Source organism: Chitinivibrio alkaliphilus ACht1, from assembly GCF_000474745.1.
In the GTDB taxonomy this organism is placed as follows: domain Bacteria; phylum Fibrobacterota; class Chitinivibrionia; order Chitinivibrionales; family Chitinivibrionaceae; genus Chitinivibrio; species Chitinivibrio alkaliphilus.
On sequence record NZ_ASJR01000001.1, the window covers coordinates 103,149 to 123,273 of the forward strand.

Genomic DNA, 20,125 nt, shown 5'->3' on the forward strand with positions numbered 1-20,125 from the left:
TATATCAAGGCACGTAGAGCTGCTGCCCATTATCGTCGGTAATAATTTGATTCATGGAATCATCCGGTTTCTTCGATGAGGATGCAAGGGGAACTTCTTGTGTTGGACGTGAACGTGCATCACGCGGCTGAATATTTTCGATAAAGTTCTTTTCAAATTCATCCAGCTCAAGAGGAGATTCATCCTGTACCGGTGGCTTTGGGCTGCTTTTTTTAGGAACTTTCCCCTTCGGGGCCACTGATGGGGAAGGAGATTTCTGCTGTTTTTCTTTTACCGAGGTAGTTTGTTTTTTCCTAGTATTTTGGTACTGTTGTGAGTGCTCTTTTTTGTCAGGGGTGTCCTGTTTTTTTCCCAGTATAGAGGAATAATCAGCTGCAAAATTTCCAAACAGATGGGTTACTTTTTCAGCTTGAGTTACCCGTTTTGCTAAATCACGAATCTGAAGATTCGTATCTGAGACATATTCGCGGAGTTTATTATCGAGTTCTTCTGAAATATGCCCTACCCGTGTATCAATAAGGGATGATTTATTTTCAATGGTTTTAGCCATGCTGTCGATTTTTTCGTTAATAATTTCAGAGTTCATAGACTTTAACTGGGCAAGCTCTTTTTTAAGGATCATCACATCCTCTTTACCGCGAGTTGCTTCCTGCATCAACTCTCGTTTTACCTGAGAAAGCTCTTTCTCAAACTCTTCCTTGAAAGAGGATATGCTGTTCAATACTTCTGTTTTTACTCCACGAATACCAGCATGTAATTCTTTTATCTCATCGTCCATGAGGGAATCAACGAACTGTGAAAGGACTTCTTTCATCTTTGCCTTATTTTCCGACATACAAACTACTCCTCATTAAAACAGGGGGATGACTGTATAGGCATAATAATAGTACAAAAAGGACAGCTTGGCAGATATAAATTGATCTGCCTGCACAAAAAAGGACGGTCCATTTTATTCCGTGTATTTAGGAGATGCGCAGACTATCAATGGCGTTTTGGTAGGAACGCTGTTTAAAAATGTAACTGCCGGCGACAAGTACATCAGCTCCTTGTTCGACACAAAGCCGTCCTGTCTTATCCGTAATTCCCCCATCGACTTCAATATGAATAGGATGATTCATCTTGTCAACCAAGGCTTTTACCGCGGAGATCTTCTCCAGCACTTCCGGGAGAAATGATTGCCCGCCGAATCCTGCATAGACTGACATAAGAAGAACAAGGTCAATTTTGTCTAAGTAGTCCGTGAATGTTGATATGGGGATATCTGGGTTGACAGACACACCAGCTTTGCATCCTAAGGAAGCGATCTTGTCAAGGGTTTCAGGTAGGTCCTGACAGGCGTTTGCATGAACTGTTATGTAGTGTGCACCGGCAGCAGCAAAGGCTTCAAGATATCGTTCCGGCTGAGTAACCATGAGATGTACATCCAACGGTTTATCCGTGAGTGTATGCACTTTTTCGATAATCATTGGCCCAAAACTGATGTTGGGCACAAACATACCATCCATGACATCGCAGTGGATCCAATCTGCGCCAGCATTATCTATGTCGTGGATATCCTTTGAAAGATGCGCAAAGTCTGCTGAGAGAATGGAAGGTGAAATAAGGGGGGACCTCACGATGGTACTCCTGAGTAAAGATTATGTTGTTTGATATATTTTTGCACAGCCGGGTGAAGCAGCCCCGTACATGTATAGCCTTGTGCACAGTAGGTACGAAGTGTTGTTGAACTGATACCCCAAAAGGGTGAGGGAACTGAATGAATCTTTTGTACCGGTAGGTGCTGTGGAGTAGACATGGCATAGCCCGGACGTTCAACCACGGCGAGGTGTGCAAGCTTTAAAATTTTTTCGTAAGAACGCCACCGAGGAAAATTTGAAAGATTATCTGAGCCGATAATAAAGAAGATTTCTTGGGGCATGCGTTCTTCCCGTATTTCACAGATTGTGTCAACGCTGTAGGAAACGCCAGCCCGCGCACCTTCTTTGTCCCAGAGCTCAAAGGAGGGGTATTCCTTGATGGCAGCTGCTACAAGATTGCATCTATGCGCAAAGGATGTTTGCAAACTTTCTTTCTGGAAGGCATGGTTCTTGGTGGGAATAAAGAGTACTCGGTGAAGATCCAGATATTCTTGCACAAGATGCGCCATGGAAATATGACCTGCATGGGGCGGGTTAAAACTTCCTCCAAGAAGAGCAATTCGTTCTTTCAAGACACTTACTCTCTCTTTTTCTCTAACATTTCCTTGAGGGCCTGTACCTTCTTCTCATCGTACGATGTGGCTTGGAGACGTTCAATGTATACTTCCGCCTCAGCATAGCGTTGCCCGTAAATAAGGCTCCGAGCTAAGGAATCAGTCACTTCATTGATACGTTTTGTCTCAGGAAAGCTTTTTAGAATGTCTTCATAGTACACAACCGCTGAGTTGTATCGATCAATAATTGTATAAAAATGTGCATTGTTCATGGCTTTTTCTACAAATTTTTCGTAGATACTGTCTAAGTATGTCTGAGCAGAATCTGCGTACGGACTGTTTGGGTATGTCGCGACAAATCGATTGAATCGTTGCTGCGCACGCCGAAGAATTGCGATGTCTCGTTCGACAATAGGTGCTTCATAGTAGAGAGCCAAACCGAGCTTAAAAAGCGCCTCTTCCCGCAGGGGAGATTGAGAAAACCGAGCAAGCACTTCTTCATACTCAATAGATGCCTCCCGGTAATTTCCAAGGGCGAATTTTGTATGTCCTGCCATGAGATAGAGAGAGTCACGACGCTCAATATCAGCAGCGCAATTTCGTATCACATCATCAAAAAGGGTGTTGGCACGACGATAACTTTCTCCATGATAGCGTTCTAAACCATCAACATACTTTTGCTGACATCGTGTTAGTTCAAGAGCATCTTCCTGTGCTAAAAGCAGAGCCGGAAAAAGAAGTAGTGTACATAGACTCAGTCGTGCTGTTATTTTCATATCACCTCGCTTAAACATTACTCGTAAAAATAGATTTTTGTTATATATTATGCTAGTACTTTTGTATTTAGTATATCCCTGACATTTATTATTCATCGGGAATTTCTATGCCGAATCAGTTTATTATTCATCAACTTCGTGTTCCAGCAGACTACAGCTATGATGATCTTTTGCGACGACTTTCACGGAAAATACGTATTCCCCGACGCTTTATTGAGCACGTGAAAATAACATCACGCTCCATAGATGCTCGAAAAAATCCTACCTACGTACTCTCCCTTGTCTTTTCCTTAGTACCGTCATACAATAAAACGACGTCCCGTCTTCAACAGTATCATCCACCCAGTCGACTCCATATACCCGCTATTCCTCCGGCAGAGAAGCCACCCATTGTTATCGGTGCTGGCCCTGCGGGGCTTGCCGCAGCCTATGTATTAGCGGAGGCAGGGACATGCCCCGTAATATTGGAACAGGGACCAAATGCAGAGGTGCGACAGAAAGATATTCTTCAATTTTGGAAAGAGGGAATATTGAACCCTTACTCAAATATGCTGTTCGGGAGGGGGAGCTGGCCTTTTTCAGATGGAAAGCTTACGTGTCGTAGTAAGAATCGGAGAGAAGTTGCTTTCTTTCTTGATCTGCTCATAGATGCAGGAGCTCCTCCATCTATTCGTGTTGATACACATCCCCATATTGGTACAGATGTCCTTATGAAAATCATTCCTCGAATTCGCAAAAAAATAGAACAGCGAGGCGGTGTCTTTCTATTTAACACCGCCCTCAAGGATATGCGTATTGTAGATAATCGTCTTATTTACATTGACACCGCAGAAAAAACATATCCTGTTGATACGCTGTTCCTTGCGACCGGACATAGTGCACGAGATGTGTATTCTCTCTTACACGAAAAAGGGGTTCCCCTTGGAAAGAAGGGGATAGCCATGGGGGTACGAGCAGAACTTCCTCAATCCTTGCTTAATACCACTCTTTATAAAGCAAAAACGCCCGTCTTTGGCCCCGCAGAATTCAGGGTTCGTCGCCGATCAGAAAAAACAGATCGTTCTGTATACAGCTTTTGCATGTGCCCCGGCGGTGTTGTCGTATCGTGTGCCTCATCAGCAGGCAAAATAACTACCAACGGAATGAGCTATTCAAAACGCAACTTATATTGGGGAAATGCAGCGTTTCTGGTTCCACTTTCTCACGAAGAGTATGGGGGAGATGCCCAGGATGTTCTTGCGGGAATACGATTTCAGGAACGATGGGAAGCGAAAGCCTTTGTAGCTGGGGGCAAAACCTACGCTCTCCCTGGATCGACCCTTGCCGACTTTCTAGAAAATAGAGCTCCCACAACACTTCCCCCGTCTCCATCTGCATTCAGAGTCACCCCGGCAAATCTTCGGACATTACTCCCCTCTCTTGTACAAGAGGCGCTTTGTGAAACTTTGCCAGGCTTCCTCCATTCACTTGGGCAGGATGATTTCTCCCAGGTAATTCTCTATGGGGTTGAAACGCGAAGTTCTTCACCTGTACAGATCTTACGCAACAGTACTGGTGAATCACGTGGGGTTGATAACCTCTACCCCTTGGGTGAAGGAGCAGGATATGCCGGAGGTATTGTGAGTAGCGGGGTTGATGGAATACGTAGGGCCTTACAATTTCTCGAGAGGCGGGAACAACAGGAAGCTGTCCCCGCTAATATTGATTAATGGTGAAAGAGCCGGGTTCCTGTAAAACACATGGTCATATCATATTCGTTACACGCATCGATAACAGCATCATCCCGCACCGATCCACCAGGCTGAATGACATATGAAACGCCACTTCTGCTAGCCCGGTCGATATTGTCACGAAAGGGAAAAAAGGCATCTGACCCCAGGACGACCCCGGATATTCCATCAAGAATTTTCCGCTTTTCCTTTTCAGAAAAAACCGGTGGTGGGGTAATAAACTGCTCGTTCCACCGCTTCATCTCTGCCGGACTTATATCTTTTTCAAGATAAAGGTCTATGGCGTTGTTCATTCCAGCCCGGTTCATATTTTCACTAAATGCAAGACTTTGCACCTGCTCGGATTGGCGTAAAAACCATTTGTCGGCCTTTTCTCCAGCAAGGCGCGTACAGTGAACTCGGCTCTGTTGCCCCGCTCCAATACCAATTACCTGCCCTTTGTATACATATACAACAGAATTTGATTGGGTATATTTGAGCACGATGGCAGCAAGCTTCATATCGCGAACAATATCATGGGGTAAATCTTTTTTCACCGTGACTATGTGAGAAAACCACGAATCGTCGGGAAGAGCGGTGTTGCGTTTTTGTTCAAGGGTAATACCAAAGAGCTCCCGTTTTTCCTGTTCAGGTGCCTCGTAGGTTGGGTCAATCTCTATAATGTTGTAGGATCCTTTTCGTTTTTCTTGTAAAATGGCACGGGCTTCTTCAGAATATCCCGGAGCTATGATACCGTCACTTACCTCTTTTTTAATAAGTTCTGCTGTGGCTTTGTCGCACGGGTCGCTCAAGGCGATCCAATCGCCAAAACTTGACATGCGATCAGCACCTCGTGCTTTTGCATATGCTTCTGCTAAGGGTGAAAGTTCAAGGGAGTCAACAAAAAGAGCTTTTTTCTCTGTGTCGGAAAGAGTCCCCGCCACCGCAGCGCCAGCGGGACTTACGTGTTTAAAAGAGGCTGCTGCGGGCAGGTGAGCGACTTGACGCAACTCCCGTACCAGCTGCCATGCATTAAGGGCATCGCAAAAATTAATGTACCCAGGAGACCCATTGAGTATGCGAAATGGCAATGTGCCCGAGGGGGTGTATACAGCTGCTGGTTTTTGATGTGGATTGCATCCATAACGAAGTTCCATTGTCTCTCCAATACCGTTAAATTTACCTCTGCAAAATATATCATAGAGAGGTTTGCCGAAAGAGCGATTGTTCTTTATGTTCCGGCGTGCCATGGTGTATATTTCTTGTTTCTAGAAAAAAGAGGTTCTATGCAGTTTCACCAGTATCTCCGGCAACTAAAACCTTCTCTTGTATTTCAGTATTTCCTCCCTGATACACAGGTGCGGATATTGTCAGAAGAGGTATACAAACGCATTGAAGAACGACATTGTTCGGCGAAGTCTGTGCAGGAGAGCATAGAGAAATTTGCCCCAGAGATGGAGCAAGAGTTTCTTGCAATTTACTGCAGTGGAGGAAAACTCGCACCACAGGATCAGCTAAAGACCGCTCTTCTCCAAACATTCCTTGTGTGCGAAGGAGTTCGAGGAACTCATACATGGTTGTTCCCTTTTGAGGATCTACGTCACCGAGTAGCTGAATATTATACTGCTTGCCAGGATATTCCCGCGCCGCAAAAAAACATAGGGTTGCGTGTTTCTGGAGACTGCGCAATATTAGGTGGACTTGCATTTCAAGGCGCCATTCAGCAAAAAAAGATGGAGCATATACGAAGCGATTTCGAGAACTTTTTGTACAATTTACCTCCTTGGGAAGATGGGCAAAAGAAGTAGGACCAAAGCTCTGTGAACCACTTATGGAAATGGCGGTAGATTTGCTTTGTGCCATGGGGTATTTAGAGAAAAAGCGAAGTTTGGTTTACCTTAATAATGACAAGAGTATTCCAACAGAAAGCAACGCTCTCTCTATGGCGCCAAAAGTGCTCTTTGGTGATATGGAGATGCTTGATGCTCTTGCACAGCATCGTGCCAGTCTACGGTGTTCTTGCATACCACCTCCCATCATAGCGTCCTTGGTGTTTCTGCAGTGGCTTGGAAGAGTGAACCTTTCTTTTTCCAAGGGACGCATATATATATATCCGCTCCAAACTGAACAGCAACGCTCTCATGCCACTCCCATGGCGGGGCATATCCTTCCAGACTTTTCTCTCGTGATTCCTCCCGATATTCAAGCAGAATCACTCTTGTTTTTTTGTAAAATTGGACAACTGCATCATTTTGATGTGGTCTTTCATGGCACGATACGCCGTGACACCATAGAGTATGCCTTGAGAAAGGGGATTTCTCCAGAGATTATTGAAGAGTTTCTTCGTAGCTGGAACGCCACAGAAAATATCATGCACACTGTACAAGATTGGGTATCAACATTTCACCGCTCTTTTATGCATGGTGATTTTCTGGGGGTCACCGACTCCGCAGCGGAGCGGTTGCTTGGAGAAAAAAGCATTGCCCCCCATCTTCGAGAAATACGTGGATACCGTTTTTTTATATTCCTCCAGATAAACGCGAAATGGTTCGCAAACGACTTGAACATCATGGATATGATACATCGTGCTCCTTTGCAAGCGATGATTTAGATCAAGAGCCCCTTGGTGCGGTTGAAAAACACGCCCCTGTCCAAGAATCGGTGCAGTTTCAGTTTGACCCCGATGTGAAAGGTGTGGAGGGGCGTGAAAATAAGGGAAGCATTTATAACGGTGAATTAAAAGGCCGTTCTCCCCGCGAAATTATACGTCTTGTGAAATATGCTAAAATGATGGAGCTTCCTCTCGTATTGGTATATCGTGAAGGCTTGTCCCGTGGAATTGATCAGGTTGTTCGTCCTGTAGAATACGCTTCTCCACAAGACTCGTTTTTTGAAGCATCAGATGAAAGAGGGAGCGTAAGACGTTTTTATATAAGCAAAATAGAAAAATTTGGAGTTGTTGAAGATGAGCTTTGAGCATAGTGAATTTGTTCATTTACATACCCATAGTGAGTATAGTTTCCTCGATGGAGCCATACGTATTGATGACCTTGTTCAAAAGGCGGCAGAACAAAAAGCTCCAGCCACAGCCCTCACAGATCATGGCGGGTTATTTGGTGCTCTTGAGTTTTATAAAAAAAGCATGAATGCCGGTATTAAACCAATCCTTGGATTTGAGGCATATGTTGCTCCCCGTGGGAGAAAAGAGCGGAGCAAAGACCGCTACCATTTAATTCTTCTGGCTGAGTCAAACAAGGGATGGGAAAACATAATGAAGCTCTCCAGCGTGGGGTATACGGAAGGGTTTTATTACAAACCGCGCATAGACTATGAAGTGTTACGGGAATATTCCGAGGGTATAATTGCTACCTCAGCATGCATCGGTGGAGAAATTGCTCAAGGGATACTTCGAGGAGAGCGAGAAACCGCCCTCAACAGTATTGATACATATCTTGATATTTTCGGTGCGGATAATTTCTTCATCGAATTGCAGGATCACGGCATGGATGATGAACATATTGTTATGGAGCAGCTTATTGATATGGCGGGTGAAAAGGGAGTACCTTTGATAGTCGCCAATGATGCGCATTACTTAACAAAAGAAGATGCTGATCCACACGATGTTTTGCTTTGTATGCAAACAAATGCGCGGTATACTGAGGAAAACCGGTTTCGCTTTCCCACAGAGGAGTTTTATGTAAAAGACCCAGAGGAGATGCGCGAGCTTTTTCCCGATATTCCGGAAGCGATGACCAATACAGTTCGCATTGCTGAGCGATGTAGTGTAGACCCGTTTCACAAGCCAAAACTACCCAGCACTGGTATCCCTGAGTCATACTCTGATGAAGGAGCATATTTAAAAGATTTGGCCTATACGGGGGCAGAACAGATTTATGGTGAGCTCACTCCAACCATTGAAGAGCGCCTTGATTTTGAACTCGATATTATTATATCAATGGGCTTTCCCGGATACTTTCTGATTGTACGTGACTTTCTTCTCTGGGCTGACAAGCATGGGATAATGCGTGGGTGTCGGGGCTCTGCTGCCGGTTCTCTTGTGGGAAGGTGTATTGGTATCACCAATGTGGATCCCTTAAAATATGATTTGATTTTTGAACGGTTCCTTAATCCGGAGCGTATCAGCATGCCTGATGTGGATGCGGATATTGCTGATTCTGAACGAGGACGGGTAATTCAATATTGTGTCGATAAATATGGTAGTGAGGCTGTCAGTCAGATCATTAATTTCGGTAGAATGAAGGCAAAAAATGCCGTAAAAGATGTCGCTCGTGTTATGGGAATTCCTCCCACGGATTCACAAATGTTGTCGAACATGGTAAGTGAGTCAACTATTTCAGAATCAATAGATAAGAATGGCGAATTAAAGGATTTGTTACAAAAAAACAGTTTGTATGATAAGGTGTTTGCCTATGCACAAAAACTGGAAGGGTTGGCGCGACAACCGGGGATGCATGCCGGGGGGGTAATTATCGCTCCGGGGGATATACCGCAATGGTCTCCTGTATATAAGCAGGCCGCTGAAGGAACCATGCCCATGACCCAATTTGACATGGGATTTGTAGAGGATACGGGGCTTATAAAAATGGATATCTTGGGCCTGCGCACCTTGTCGGTTATTCAGGAGACGGTGAATCTTATTAAGGATTTTCACGGAGTGGAAATCGATATCTGGAATGATATCGTTGATGGAGACGAGAAAACCTATGCTGAGATTTTCCACACGGGGGAGACCGTTGAGATCTTTCAGTTTGAATCACCGGGAATGCGCAAACACTTAAAAAAATTGCGTGCTACCTCCATCGAAGATCTTATTGCCATGACCTCCCTGTTTCGTCCCGGGCCCATGGAAAATATTGATAGTTTTATTCGAAGAAAACATGGGAAAGAGAAGATAGAGTACCCACATCCTATGCTAAAGTCGATCCTTGATGTAACCTACGGAATTATCGTATATCAAGAACAGGTAATGCGCATAGCTCAACAAATGGGGCAGTTTACCTTAGGTCAGGCCGATATTCTCCGTAAGGCCATGGGGAAAAAGAAGCTTGATGTTATGGAGGAGATGAAAAAAGATTTTCTTAAGGGGGCAGAAAATCAGAAAATTGATCTAAAAAAGGCCGAAGCAGTGTGGGACCTCATGGCGAAATTTGCCAAATACGGTTTTAATAAGGCCCACGCGTGTGTATATGCTCATGTGTCATATCAAGCAGCATACCTTAAAGCTCACTATCCCTGTGAGTATATGGCGGCGGTTATGACCTCACGCTTGGGAGATCAAAAGAAGTTTGTATCTGCCACAGAGGAAGCTCGTCGTCTTGGTATTGAGGTTCTTCCACCAAATATCAATGTATCGACACCAAACTGCAGTGTTCAAAACGGGAAGATCTCAATAGGTTTGCGTGCTATTGCCAATGTGGGGAAAGCCTCAACGGCCATCGTGGAAGAACGCGAAAAGAGGGGAGGGTACCAAGATCTCTTTGATCTCTGTTGCCGAGTAAACTTACATGATGTGAGTAAAAAAGCCCTGGAATCTCTCGTTTGGGCCGGTGCCATGGATTGTTTTGGAGAACACCGATCAACCCTGTGTAATACCATTTCTATTGCGGTAGATTATGGAAAAAAACAACAGGAGGAGAGTGCCAGCGGACAAACCAATCTCTTTGGAGAATCCACGGCGGCTCTTCCTGTTCCTGCCGTACAGCACCTTGATGAGTGGGAGCATTTTGACTTGCTTAATAAGGAAAAGGAGGTGATGAATTTTTATGTAAGCGGGCACCCCCTTGAACATTTTAAAGATGAAATTCGGGGATTTTCCACCATGGATTTTTCAGAAGAAACCGTTGCCCGTCTTCGACATAAACAAAGTGTCTTAGCTGGCGGAGTTATTACAGGGGTAAAGAAGTTCAACTCTCGTAAAGATGGAAGCCCCATGGCCTTCATGTCCTTTGAAGACTTGGTTGGTGAAGGAGAACTCTTTTTTCCACCTAAAATGTATGAATTGCATAGCCATCTCTGTAACGCAGAAGAGATGGTTTTGGTTCGCGGAACTGTTGAAAAAGAACATGTTCAAGAAGATTCCGTGGATAAAATAAAGTGTAAGATTGTTGCAAATAAGGTAATGCCCTTAGATGAAGCTCGTACGGCAATTACCAAGGCGGTACGTATCCATATAACCACGAGTGGCCTTGAACGAACCCATTTAGAAGAAATCCTGGAAACCTGTAAGAAACATGGAGGTGGCTGTATTGTTCTTATACATCTTCATACAGGTGATGGGAATGAGTACGTGATCCGTACAAAGAATCTTCTTGTTTCTTCATCACGAACATGTTGTGCAGCTCTCAGAAAACTTGCGGCTGTAGATGATGTTGTGTTGAGTCAACGAACAAAATAATCCCTATCAGGAGGGCAGTATGTTGTGTGAAACCGTCCATACGATTCCCGATAATCGAAGAAATAAAAAACGAACTATTCTTGTGATGGGCATAACCGCAGTTACTATGATTGCCGAAGTAACCATGGGTATTATGTCTGGATCCATGGCACTTCTCTCTGATGGTATCCATACGGGAACCCATACCTTGGCATTTCTTTTTACGTTACTTGCGTACTCCTTTGCGGAACGACACGGAAAAAATCATCGATTTACCTTTGGTACGGGCAAAGTTGGCGTTCTTGCAGGATATACCTCCGCCATTGCTCTCATTATAACAGCATTACTCATGGTGAAGGAGTCCATACATCGTCTTATATCTCCACAGGAGATACTCTTTCGTGATGCTCTGATTGTGGCAGTGATTGGCTTAACCATTAACGTGATTAGTGCCTGTATTCTTTCTGATACCCATGATCATCACCATGGTCATGACCACAGTCACGATCATCATCACGACCACAACCTTCGTGCCGCTTATTTACATGTGATAACCGATGCTCTCACCTCTCTACTTGCCATTTTTGCCTTAACCGCTGGGATGCTGGGCGGTTTTGTATGGCTTGACCCTGCCGTGGGTATTGTTGGGGCAGGTGTTATTCTGCATTGGGCTGTGGGATTATTAACAAGTACAGGAAAGATACTACTGGATTATACTGAAGATGAGGCATCTCTGCAAAGAACCCGTGACATTTTCTCTCAACAGGGGGTTGCTGAAATTCGGGATTTCCATGTATGGAGAGTCTCTCCACACCAGCGTTTTCTTATGGCCACCGTGAAGGGGACTCATATTACAAAGGAGCAATTGCTGAATGAATTACGCCATAGTGATGATTATGCACACATCACCATTGACATTGTACAATGAGTGGTGCTGAGCAGGCATTATCACAGTGTCGTAGAGGCTGTAATGCAAGAATGTTTTGCACGCCTGAATAGTGTATCCGCGAGAACAATTGAGAAGAGAGTGCTCGGGGCGATTTCTGTAGGAACTCCCGAGGTCCATAAAATATATTAGGATGACTTTTTTTGAGGAGGCGCCGTGTTAAAACATATTGTAATGTGGAAATTTGACAGTGATGAGACGGTACAGGAAGCAAAGAAGCGTTTAGAAGAGCTTCCCGCGCAGATCCCTGAGATTTGCAAATTTGAAGCGGGGGTTAATATTAGTTCCCGTCCTGCAGCCCTGGATCTTGTTCTTTACTCATCCTTTAAAAATCGTGATGATCTTGCCACCTATGCAGAACATCCTGCCCATGTTGCTGTGGCCTCATTTATAAAAGCCCATGCACAGGAAACACGTGTTGTAGACTATGAAATCCCCGAGATGTGAGATAAGGAGAAACAATGGGACAGAATGTTGTTCAAAAGATTATTGACGCACATATTGTAGAAGGGGTTCCTCAGGCGGGAACCGAAGTTGGTATTACCATAGACCAGACCCTTACACAGGATGCAACGGGCACCATGGCCTATTTGCAGTTTGAAGCCATGGGCTTTGACCGCGTTCAGACAGAGGTCTCTGTATCCTATGTAGATCACAATACTATTCAGGAGGGGTTTGAGAATGCCGATGATCACGCCTATCTCCAGAGTATTGCAAAAAAATACGGAATCTACTATTCAAAACCAGGTAACGGTATCTGCCACCAGGTCCATGTGGAGCGATTCGGGGTGCCGGGAAAAACCCTCCTAGGATCCGATTCTCATACGCCCACGGGGGGAGGGATCGGAATGATTGCCATTGGTGCCGGCGGCCTTGATGTTGCTGTTGCCATGGGGGGCGGAGCCTTTCGTCTCACCTATCCGCGGGTGGTGAAGGTGAATCTCACCGGGAAACTTCAGCCCTGGGTGAGCGCCAAGGATGTTATTCTGAAGGTGCTTGAAGAGGTTTCCACCCATGGAAACGTGGGCACCATTATTGAATACGGCGGTGAAGGGATTGCCAATCTCTCTGTTCCCGAGCGGGCCACCATTACAAATATGGGTGCTGAGACCGGTGCCACCACCTCTGTTTTTCCTTCCGATGAGGTGACTCGCCTCTTTCTTGAGGCACAGGAGCGGGGCAGTGACTGGTGTGAGATTACCGCCGATGCCGATGCAGAGTATGACCGCATTATTGATCTTGATCTCTCCACCCTGGAGCCCATGGTGGCATGTCCCCATTCTCCGGGAAATATTAAACGTGTTGCCGATATCGCTGGTACCCCCGTGGATCAGGTATTGGTGGGTTCCTGTACCAATGGATCCCTGCGGGATATCTATGTTACGGCAGAAGCCGTTGCAGGAAAACATATCGCAGAGAATATCTCCTTTGGTATTGCCGCCGGTTCAAAGCAGGTGATGGAGATGACGGCAAAGGATGGTTCCCTGGCAAAACTTATTGCCGGGGGGGGGCGGGTCCTTGAAACAGCCTGCGGTTTTTGTATTGGAAACTCACAGGCTCCCAGGACAGACGCCGTTTCCTTTCGTACTTCAAACCGTAATTTTTATGGTCGAAGCGGAACCAACAGTGCCGATATCTATCTTGTATCCCCCGAAACTGCTGCGGCTATTGCCTTGGCTGGTACAGTGGTTGATCCCCGGGAATATTTTGCCCAAGAGGAGTATCCCCGCTTCAGTCTTCCTGAAAAGTTTGATATTGATGACTCCATGATTGTTGCCCCTGCTGAGGATGGTTCCTCCATTACAGTACAACGCGGCCCCAATATCGGAAATCCCCCTGATAAGGCCCCCCTTGATGAATCCCTGTGCGGTGAAGCGACTATCGTGGTGGGAGATAAGATCACCACGGATCATATTATGCCCGCGGGAAGCAGGCTCAAATACCGTTCAAATATTCCGAAATATTCGGAGTTTGTCTTTGAACGCAATGATCCCGATTTTTTCAAAAAATGTATGAAGAATAAGAAGGCCGGTGTGGATAATGTCATCATTGCCGGTGATTCCTATGGACAGGGGTCATCGCGGGAACATGCGGCTATCTGTCCCATGTACCTTGGGGTAAAGCTTGTTGTGGCCCGCTCCATGGAGCGGATTCACAAGGCAAACCTTATCAACTTTGGCATTGTGCCCGCAGTTTTTGAAAATCCTGCTGACTATGATACCATTTCACAGGGGAACACCCTCTCTGTGGAGCATATCCGTGATGCCGTGGAATCGGGATCAGAGCGTGTGTCCATGAAAGTGGGGGATCGGGAAATAGTCCTGAAACTCGAACTGACCGATATGGACAGAAAGCTTCTCCGTGCGGGGGGAAAGATTAATGCTGTCCGTGAGGGTATTTTATCATAACAATTCTTCGGGTACCTCAGCGTACCCGAATGCGAGTTTCAACGGTTCCGCGTGTAGTGTGAAATCGAAGAAAAAGTATTTGCGGCGAAATATGCGCTAAAGAAAGAAGTCTCCTCGGGGAGACTTCTTTCTTCATAATTCTTCTCCCTTTGACTGTGTACACTTCTACGGAGTGTATCTCCTTACTCGTGGTAAATAATTGATTATTATACCACAATATCTCATCTAAAAGGAGGAGCGGCTCATCCCGTGATCCATCTTTTCGAGCTGCGGCTTCCATAATAGCCTTTGCTACATCTATTTTGCCAGCTCCCCATGAATCATATGATGCATTCCGTGCTGGACCGGTATACTCATCTCGACGAGCACTTTCATACAGTATTTCGAGGATGGTTTCTCGCGAAAGGGTTGCGTCTATTTCCAAAAGAAGAGCTGCGGCTCCGCTCACAAAGGGCGTTGCCATGGAGGTTCCAGACTTTACCCCGTAGGAGTATGTTCGGGATTCATACGGTATACGTGCAACAACCTGCGAGCTGTCTGTATGGGTTGTATTAAAGGAGTTGTATGCCGATACAACGCCATGCCCAGGAGCTGTTATTTCAGGTTTGTTTCGCCCATCTATGGTTGGGCCAATACTGGTAAAGTGTGCCTTATCAAAGAGACGTTCGGGATGATTTACCTCCTGCTTTTTCCCAGCAGTATTTATAAAGGAATCTTTGGAAACCCACGCACCTACGGTAAGTGCTCCCGGACTGGTACCACCGCCGTCAATCAGGGTATGCACAGTATCACCTCTTTGATACCCCTCTTTACCAAGAGAGAGAAAAGAAGAGTAGTAGGCGTTCCATCCCATAATAGAACCGGCAGCACCCGTAATTGTGACGCCAAAATAATAGCGGGTATAGAGAGAGCTTTCATTATTCCGCAATAAAAATAGATAGTTCATCTTTTGATTAAAGGGGTTTTCCTTTTCATATCCTCCGAATATCTGCAGAGTATCATCCCCAGAAACAAGGGTGTCAGCGTAGGGGATACCCGGGGTAAACGGTTTAAGAGTATGTTTTCGTACACCATCCATAGTATACAAAGAGGGGGTTACTTCAATATTTGCACCCTCTTCAATCCAGAAATCAACATATTTACTCCTCCAGGGAAGTGGGGTTACGGTTTTAAAGGGGGTATCTTCCTTGACTCGCCCCTGCACAAAACGGCGATGATGCCCACTGTTTCCCGCAGCCGACACAATAATTCGTCCCGGTCCATTATATTTTTTATGCATCCGGTCAACAAAGGATGTTCCATCGTGGGGGCCAAAGGAAGAGCCAAGACTCAAATTTACCACCGCAGGAAGATTGAGACGTTCTGCCTCTGCAAAAATATACTCTACCGCATCTACAATACCTACTTCTGAAAAGTCTGTGGTAACAAAAACAAAGCCACCCTCCGGTGCAACACCTTGGTACGATTCTGCCCCTTTTACGAGAGAGCCTCCCATAATTGCAGCTACATGAGTGCCATGGGAACTTTCCCGTTGTGAATCGTGCTTGGCCGCACGTATTTCTCGTTCCCCACGGTATTCACTCCCGTATTCCCACGGGCTTGGGGTGGGGCCCTCGGTGCTTTGCTGGTCCCAAGCAGCAAGAATTCGCAGCTGGCCGGTTGTATCACGAAAGGCAGGGTGAGTGTAGTCAAAGCCCACATCGACAACACCAAGGACAACTCCCTTTCCCCCTAGGGGAGATTCTTTGTATAGCGGGGGCGTAGAAAGTTGTGTTTGGGCACGGGCAGAGTCGAGCAGCGGTTCCAAAAACCGTGCTGCTTCAAAATAGCTTTGGGGATGTATCGACCGTAGAGACGTTGTTGAAAACCACCCTGAAAGAGTTGAGTCATTTCTTCTACGTACGCGGGAATAATTCTCCTGCCGCAACGCGGGCGTCCTATGCAAAATGCCGGGCATGGGGTCTATTCCCATAGCTTCATACACTGCTGTCAGAGCAGATTTGCCAGCAAAGACATACAAAGAAATGAGTAGTATAATACAGACAGGTTTCATAGAATAGATCCTCCTTTAATAAAGTACGTTACGAATCATCATGAGTGTAACAAAAAGAGCCTATTACATTTTTCTGTGCAGAAGTATATTTTAGGGGGCAAAGGAGGTGTTATGAATAGGCAGGCACGGTGCTTGGTTCTTTTTTCCGGAGGACTCGATTCAGTCGTTGCAGCACAGGTAATGAAAGAACAGGGAGTCGAAGTTGAATTACTCCATTTTGTACTTCCCTTTGACTCGTACGCGGGAAATACCCATGAGTCTGTACGGACCTACGCGGAACAGTTACATCTTCCCCTTCATATTCTCATGGAGGGAGCTGAATTTCTCACCATGGTTCGGGAAAATCATTATGGCACGGGAAGCGCGGTAAATCCCTGCATAGACTGCCGGATCTTCCGGTTACGCCGGGCAAAGCAGTACATGAAAGAACACGGTTTTGACTTCCTAGTAACTGGCGAAGTTGTTGGCCAGCGTCCCATGTCTCAACGTCTTGAACTCATGCCACTAATTGAAGAACAGGCCGACTTACACGGATTGCTTCTGCGTCCGCTCTCTGCCCAGTATCTTGAGCCGACCATTCCCGAAAAAGAAGGCTGGGTAGATCGGAAAAGTCTTTTTGCTATCTCAGGACGCTCCCGCAAAATGCAACAGGAACTTCTCCGGAAATATGACCTTCGCTCTCAAACCCCCGGTGGTGGATGTATATTAACAGAGAAAGAATTTGCTCGTCGATATCATTATATTGAAAAGAACTTTGGTATGAACCTTCTTTTGTTTCAGCTACTCTCTGTGGGACGCTATGTTCTTGTATCGAAAGAGGTTTGTTGTATCGTTGGACGGGATGACCGTGATAATCAGCGAATTCTTGCCTACCTAGAAAGAAATGACGCCTCGTATCCGACACTTCGTATGGCTCACACGGAAGGACCCTTGGGGGTATTGATTTCTCAGATACCGCTTACAAAGAAGCTCTACGAGGAGGCTGGGGCCATTCTTGCACGGTATTCCAAAGAACGACAAAATACACAAACAGAGGTGTTAGTAGACACTCCTGAAGGTTCCTCAATGTCCTGTGTGGTCACCCCTGCCTCATCTCAGTTTTGCCAAGAGCGGTTGCTTTAATGGCACAGGAACGCACCCCCGAAAAAGTATTACTCTTTATGGGAGTTATGTATACCGATGCTTCCTGTTTACAGGACGGATTGGAAACATTAGAGTATCGCTTTGGAAAAATAAAATCATCCTGTGGCCCCGTCCGTTTTAGTAGCATTTCCCCGTATTATGATACAGAAATGGGGGGAGAGGTGTGGAAACGCTATTTCTTTTTTAATCACCTCATTGATCGTGATCAACTTCCTGATATTAAGGTTTACACTAATGAGATCGAGGGACAAATGAGCGTGAAGGGAAAACGAAGAATTAATCTTGATCCTGGATATCTCGCCACGGAAAAATTTGTCTTGGCATCAGCAAAGAATTTTTTTCACCGAATCTACCTTCGACGGGGCATTTTTGCAGAAGTTACCTTACATTTTCGCAATAAACGAGTGAAAGAATTTTCATGGACCTATCAAGACTACGTACTTCCGGAAGTACAAAATTTGATTCTTACGGAACGAAACAGCTTGTTGCAGAAGTAAACTCTTTTGTTCTCCCTTCTCTGTGCCCTCGTATTTCATACACCGTAAAGCCCGCTTCTTTTCTCACGATAGAACAGGTGGTAAAATACTGAAGGGCATATTCTTCATAGGGGAGAAAACTATTTGCCACCACATAGGCTGTACCCTCAAGGTCTAACAGGCGTTTCACCGCTCTCATCCACGGAGCAGCCATGGTATGTACGCAGGTTTTTCCCGTATGAAAGGGTGGGTTGGTCAAAATAACCGTGAAGGTTGTATCAATGGTGTTTCCCATGGTCGAAGGAGATGTTGTCATGGCAGCAGAGTGGGGAGAGACGTTTTTCTGCGTCATATCCAAGGCTACGGCGGAGATATCTGTCGCCCACACAGAGGCGGCATTTTTAATGAGGGCCGCACGGGAGAGAACACCGGAGCCGCATCCCAAATCAAGCACATATTTTCCTGTAAGTGTAATATCTTCAAGCACGGAGAGCAGTAGTTGCGTGCCTCGATCTACTTTCCCGTGAGAAAATAGCCCGGGACAGGTGACTACCTCTATGGATCTTCCAAGAAAAGAGTACGAAGTATGTGCATACTCTCGACAGAGGGCTGTGGGGGGCTCTTGAAGGGGAGCAAGGATTCTACCACCGCCACCAACAGCATGAGATTGACAGTTGAACTGTTTCGCAAAAGACTTTACTCCCCGGTTTGTTTCACCGACAACCCAGAGCTGAGATACAGGTCCGATTTCACAGAGGGAGGAATAGAGCTCTTTGTTGCGTCTGCTACACGGCGAAAGTATCAGGAGGCATGGTTCGGGAGAAGAGGGGCACGGAAAGTGGGAAAAAGAGGTTTCTACGTTGTGCTCTTGGGCATGGCATGATAAGGCAAAATTGCTTGTTTTGAGATTTATATGGGGAAAGATTTCCAGAAGCGCATTAAAAAGTTCGGGACGGTACTCTTCCATTATCAGGGTGTGTATATCCACATGGGGAAGCGCGTTTTTTCTCAGAAATCGAATAAATTTATCTTGAGCCACCTATGCTTCTCCTGAAAAATGATCCCAAGGTGATTCTTGCCAGGGAGTCCCATCTATTTGAAAGATACCGGGAGTATCGATAATATGGCCAATCTGCATGCAAGAGACTTCTGGCGGAGGTATAAATCCCGGAGCGGTTGCAAAAAGAAGCTCATAATCTTCACCTCCTGAAAGAAAGTAGTGTTCCGGTGCCTGCAGAGATTCCGGGTGCTGTAATTTCTTCTTGATGGTTGATGGCACATAGATACACGCACCTTTCCCACAGGAATTAGAGAGCAGACGTGCTTCCTTGGCAATACCGTCAGATACATCAATCATGGCATGAACATCATGGCACGCCGCAAGCAATTGCCCTGCTTTCACCTGGGGAGATGGAGAAACGTGAGCTCTCACCGCATGAGGAGCCAGTTTTTCTGCTTTTATGCGCCCGTGTCGCTGAAGAATATCAAAGCCGAGGCTGCTTAACCCCGGAGTACCTGTTACCCATAGTTCATCGCCGATTGTTGCCCCTTCACGATATACCACACGGGTGTTTTGCGTACCTACAATTGAGCAGGCAATAACCCAACAGGGGCCTCTGGAAAGATCTCCACCGGCAAGGGTGATTTGGTATGTTTCGCATAACTCATGAATTCCGGAATAGAGCTCTTTAATGGCGTCGGCAAGATTTTCAATGGGAGGGCAGACAAGCTGTATAGTAAGAGAGTCCGGTATTCCTCCCATGGCCGCAATATCGCTGATATTGACAGCAGCGGTTTTTCGCCCAATCTCGAAAAGAGTCATGTATGAGTGTGAAAAGTGCACATTCTCAACAAGTACATCAGCACTGTATAAGTGATACCCCCCGTCAACGGAACGTACAGCGCAATCATCACCGATCCGTTGAAGGAAAGGGGCTGAACCGGTGTCTGCAAATTGTGCAGATATTTGATCGATTACTTTCTTTTCATCTATCATGTAGTTTATATTAGGATAAATAGATTTTTTGTA

The 20,125-nt window shown here is 45.7% G+C and carries 18 protein-coding genes; 10 read left to right on the top strand and 8 right to left on the bottom strand.

Translation table 11 applies throughout. The annotated features are described in order from the left end of the window. Window positions 1–4: 4 nt before the first annotated feature. From CALK_RS00420 to CALK_RS00435, 4 genes are all read right to left on the bottom strand, one after another. On the bottom strand, window positions 5–835 hold the full coding sequence (locus CALK_RS00420; protein ID WP_022635658.1) for a hypothetical protein: 831 nt from the start codon (window positions 833–835) through the stop codon (window positions 5–7). Window positions 836–962: 127 nt separating this feature from the next. Further along, entirely contained in the window at window positions 963–1,616 is a 654-nt protein-coding gene (gene rpe / locus CALK_RS00425) for a ribulose-phosphate 3-epimerase (protein WP_022635659.1), read from the bottom strand. Beyond that, window positions 1,613–2,209: a nicotinate (nicotinamide) nucleotide adenylyltransferase gene (gene nadD / locus CALK_RS00430; RefSeq protein ID WP_022635660.1), complete on the bottom strand. Its 597-nt coding sequence runs from the start codon at window positions 2,207–2,209 to the stop codon at window positions 1,613–1,615. The genes rpe and nadD overlap by 4 nt, the downstream gene beginning before the upstream one ends. Before the next feature lie 5 nt (window positions 2,210–2,214). Then, entirely contained in the window at window positions 2,215–2,967 is a 753-nt protein-coding gene (locus CALK_RS00435; protein WP_022635661.1) for an outer membrane protein assembly factor BamD, read from the bottom strand. Window positions 2,968–3,074: 107 nt separating this feature from the next. Between CALK_RS00435 and CALK_RS00440 the strand changes: the two genes are divergently transcribed. Continuing rightward, entirely contained in the window at window positions 3,075–4,676 is a 1,602-nt protein-coding gene (locus tag CALK_RS00440; RefSeq protein WP_022635662.1) for an NAD(P)/FAD-dependent oxidoreductase, read from the top strand. Here the strand turns inward: CALK_RS00440 and CALK_RS00445 are convergent. Next, a complete protein-coding gene (locus CALK_RS00445) occupies window positions 4,673–5,833 on the bottom strand; it encodes a phosphoribosylaminoimidazolecarboxamide formyltransferase (protein ID WP_034636009.1) in 1,161 nt (386 codons plus the stop codon). The two genes, CALK_RS00440 and CALK_RS00445, sit on opposite strands and share 4 nt — an antisense overlap. A gap of 129 nt (window positions 5,834–5,962) precedes the next feature. On the opposite strand from CALK_RS00445, the gene CALK_RS00450 reads away from it, so the two are divergent. From CALK_RS00450 to CALK_RS00480, 7 genes are all read left to right on the top strand, one after another. Further along, a complete protein-coding gene (locus CALK_RS00450) occupies window positions 5,963–6,484 on the top strand; it encodes a hypothetical protein (protein WP_022635664.1) in 522 nt (173 codons plus the stop codon). A gap of 23 nt (window positions 6,485–6,507) precedes the next feature. Next, window positions 6,508–7,287, top strand: coding sequence for a hypothetical protein (locus CALK_RS00455; RefSeq protein ID WP_022635665.1), 780 nt, complete (start codon window positions 6,508–6,510; stop codon window positions 7,285–7,287). After that, entirely contained in the window at window positions 7,221–7,652 is a 432-nt protein-coding gene (locus CALK_RS00460; protein ID WP_022635666.1) for a hypothetical protein, read from the top strand. Before CALK_RS00455 ends, CALK_RS00460 begins: the two co-directional genes overlap by 67 nt. Further along, a complete protein-coding gene (gene dnaE, locus CALK_RS00465) occupies window positions 7,642–11,091 on the top strand; it encodes a DNA polymerase III subunit alpha (protein WP_022635667.1) in 3,450 nt (1,149 codons plus the stop codon). Before CALK_RS00460 ends, dnaE begins: the two co-directional genes overlap by 11 nt. Before the next feature lie 19 nt (window positions 11,092–11,110). Then, a complete protein-coding gene (gene dmeF / locus CALK_RS00470; RefSeq protein ID WP_022635668.1) occupies window positions 11,111–11,998 on the top strand; it encodes a CDF family Co(II)/Ni(II) efflux transporter DmeF in 888 nt (295 codons plus the stop codon). Between the two features lie 174 nt (window positions 11,999–12,172). Continuing rightward, complete coding sequence (locus tag CALK_RS00475) at window positions 12,173–12,463, top strand: Dabb family protein (RefSeq protein ID WP_022635669.1); 291 nt, start codon at window positions 12,173–12,175, stop codon at window positions 12,461–12,463. Between the two features lie 14 nt (window positions 12,464–12,477). Next, on the top strand, window positions 12,478–14,424 hold the full coding sequence (locus CALK_RS00480) for an aconitate hydratase (RefSeq protein ID WP_022635670.1): 1,947 nt from the start codon (window positions 12,478–12,480) through the stop codon (window positions 14,422–14,424). A 16-nt stretch (window positions 14,425–14,440) separates the two neighbouring features. On the opposite strand, the gene CALK_RS00485 is transcribed toward CALK_RS00480, so the two are convergent. After that, on the bottom strand, window positions 14,441–16,477 hold the full coding sequence (locus tag CALK_RS00485) for a S8 family serine peptidase (RefSeq protein WP_022635671.1): 2,037 nt from the start codon (window positions 16,475–16,477) through the stop codon (window positions 14,441–14,443). A 111-nt stretch (window positions 16,478–16,588) separates the two neighbouring features. On the opposite strand from CALK_RS00485, the gene CALK_RS00490 reads away from it, so the two are divergent. Both CALK_RS00490 and CALK_RS00495 read left to right on the top strand, forming a co-directional pair. Beyond that, the gene (locus CALK_RS00490; protein ID WP_022635672.1) at window positions 16,589–17,599 is read left to right on the top strand and encodes a 7-cyano-7-deazaguanine synthase; all 1,011 of its coding nucleotides are present in this window, start codon (window positions 16,589–16,591) and stop codon (window positions 17,597–17,599) included. Continuing rightward, the gene (locus CALK_RS00495) at window positions 17,599–18,117 is read left to right on the top strand and encodes a DUF4416 family protein (protein WP_022635673.1); all 519 of its coding nucleotides are present in this window, start codon (window positions 17,599–17,601) and stop codon (window positions 18,115–18,117) included. The genes CALK_RS00490 and CALK_RS00495 overlap by 1 nt, the downstream gene beginning before the upstream one ends. Here CALK_RS00495 and CALK_RS00500 read toward each other — a convergent pair. Together CALK_RS00500 and thiL are read right to left on the bottom strand one after the other, a co-directional pair. Beyond that, complete coding sequence (locus CALK_RS00500; RefSeq protein ID WP_022635674.1) at window positions 18,086–19,135, bottom strand: class I SAM-dependent methyltransferase; 1,050 nt, start codon at window positions 19,133–19,135, stop codon at window positions 18,086–18,088. The two genes, CALK_RS00495 and CALK_RS00500, sit on opposite strands and share 32 nt — an antisense overlap. Then, window positions 19,136–20,092 carry a thiamine-phosphate kinase gene (gene thiL, locus CALK_RS00505; RefSeq protein WP_022635675.1) on the bottom strand — a complete coding sequence of 319 codons (957 nt, stop codon included), beginning with the start codon at window positions 20,090–20,092 and terminating at the stop codon, window positions 19,136–19,138. Between the last annotated feature and the right edge of the window lie 33 nt (window positions 20,093–20,125).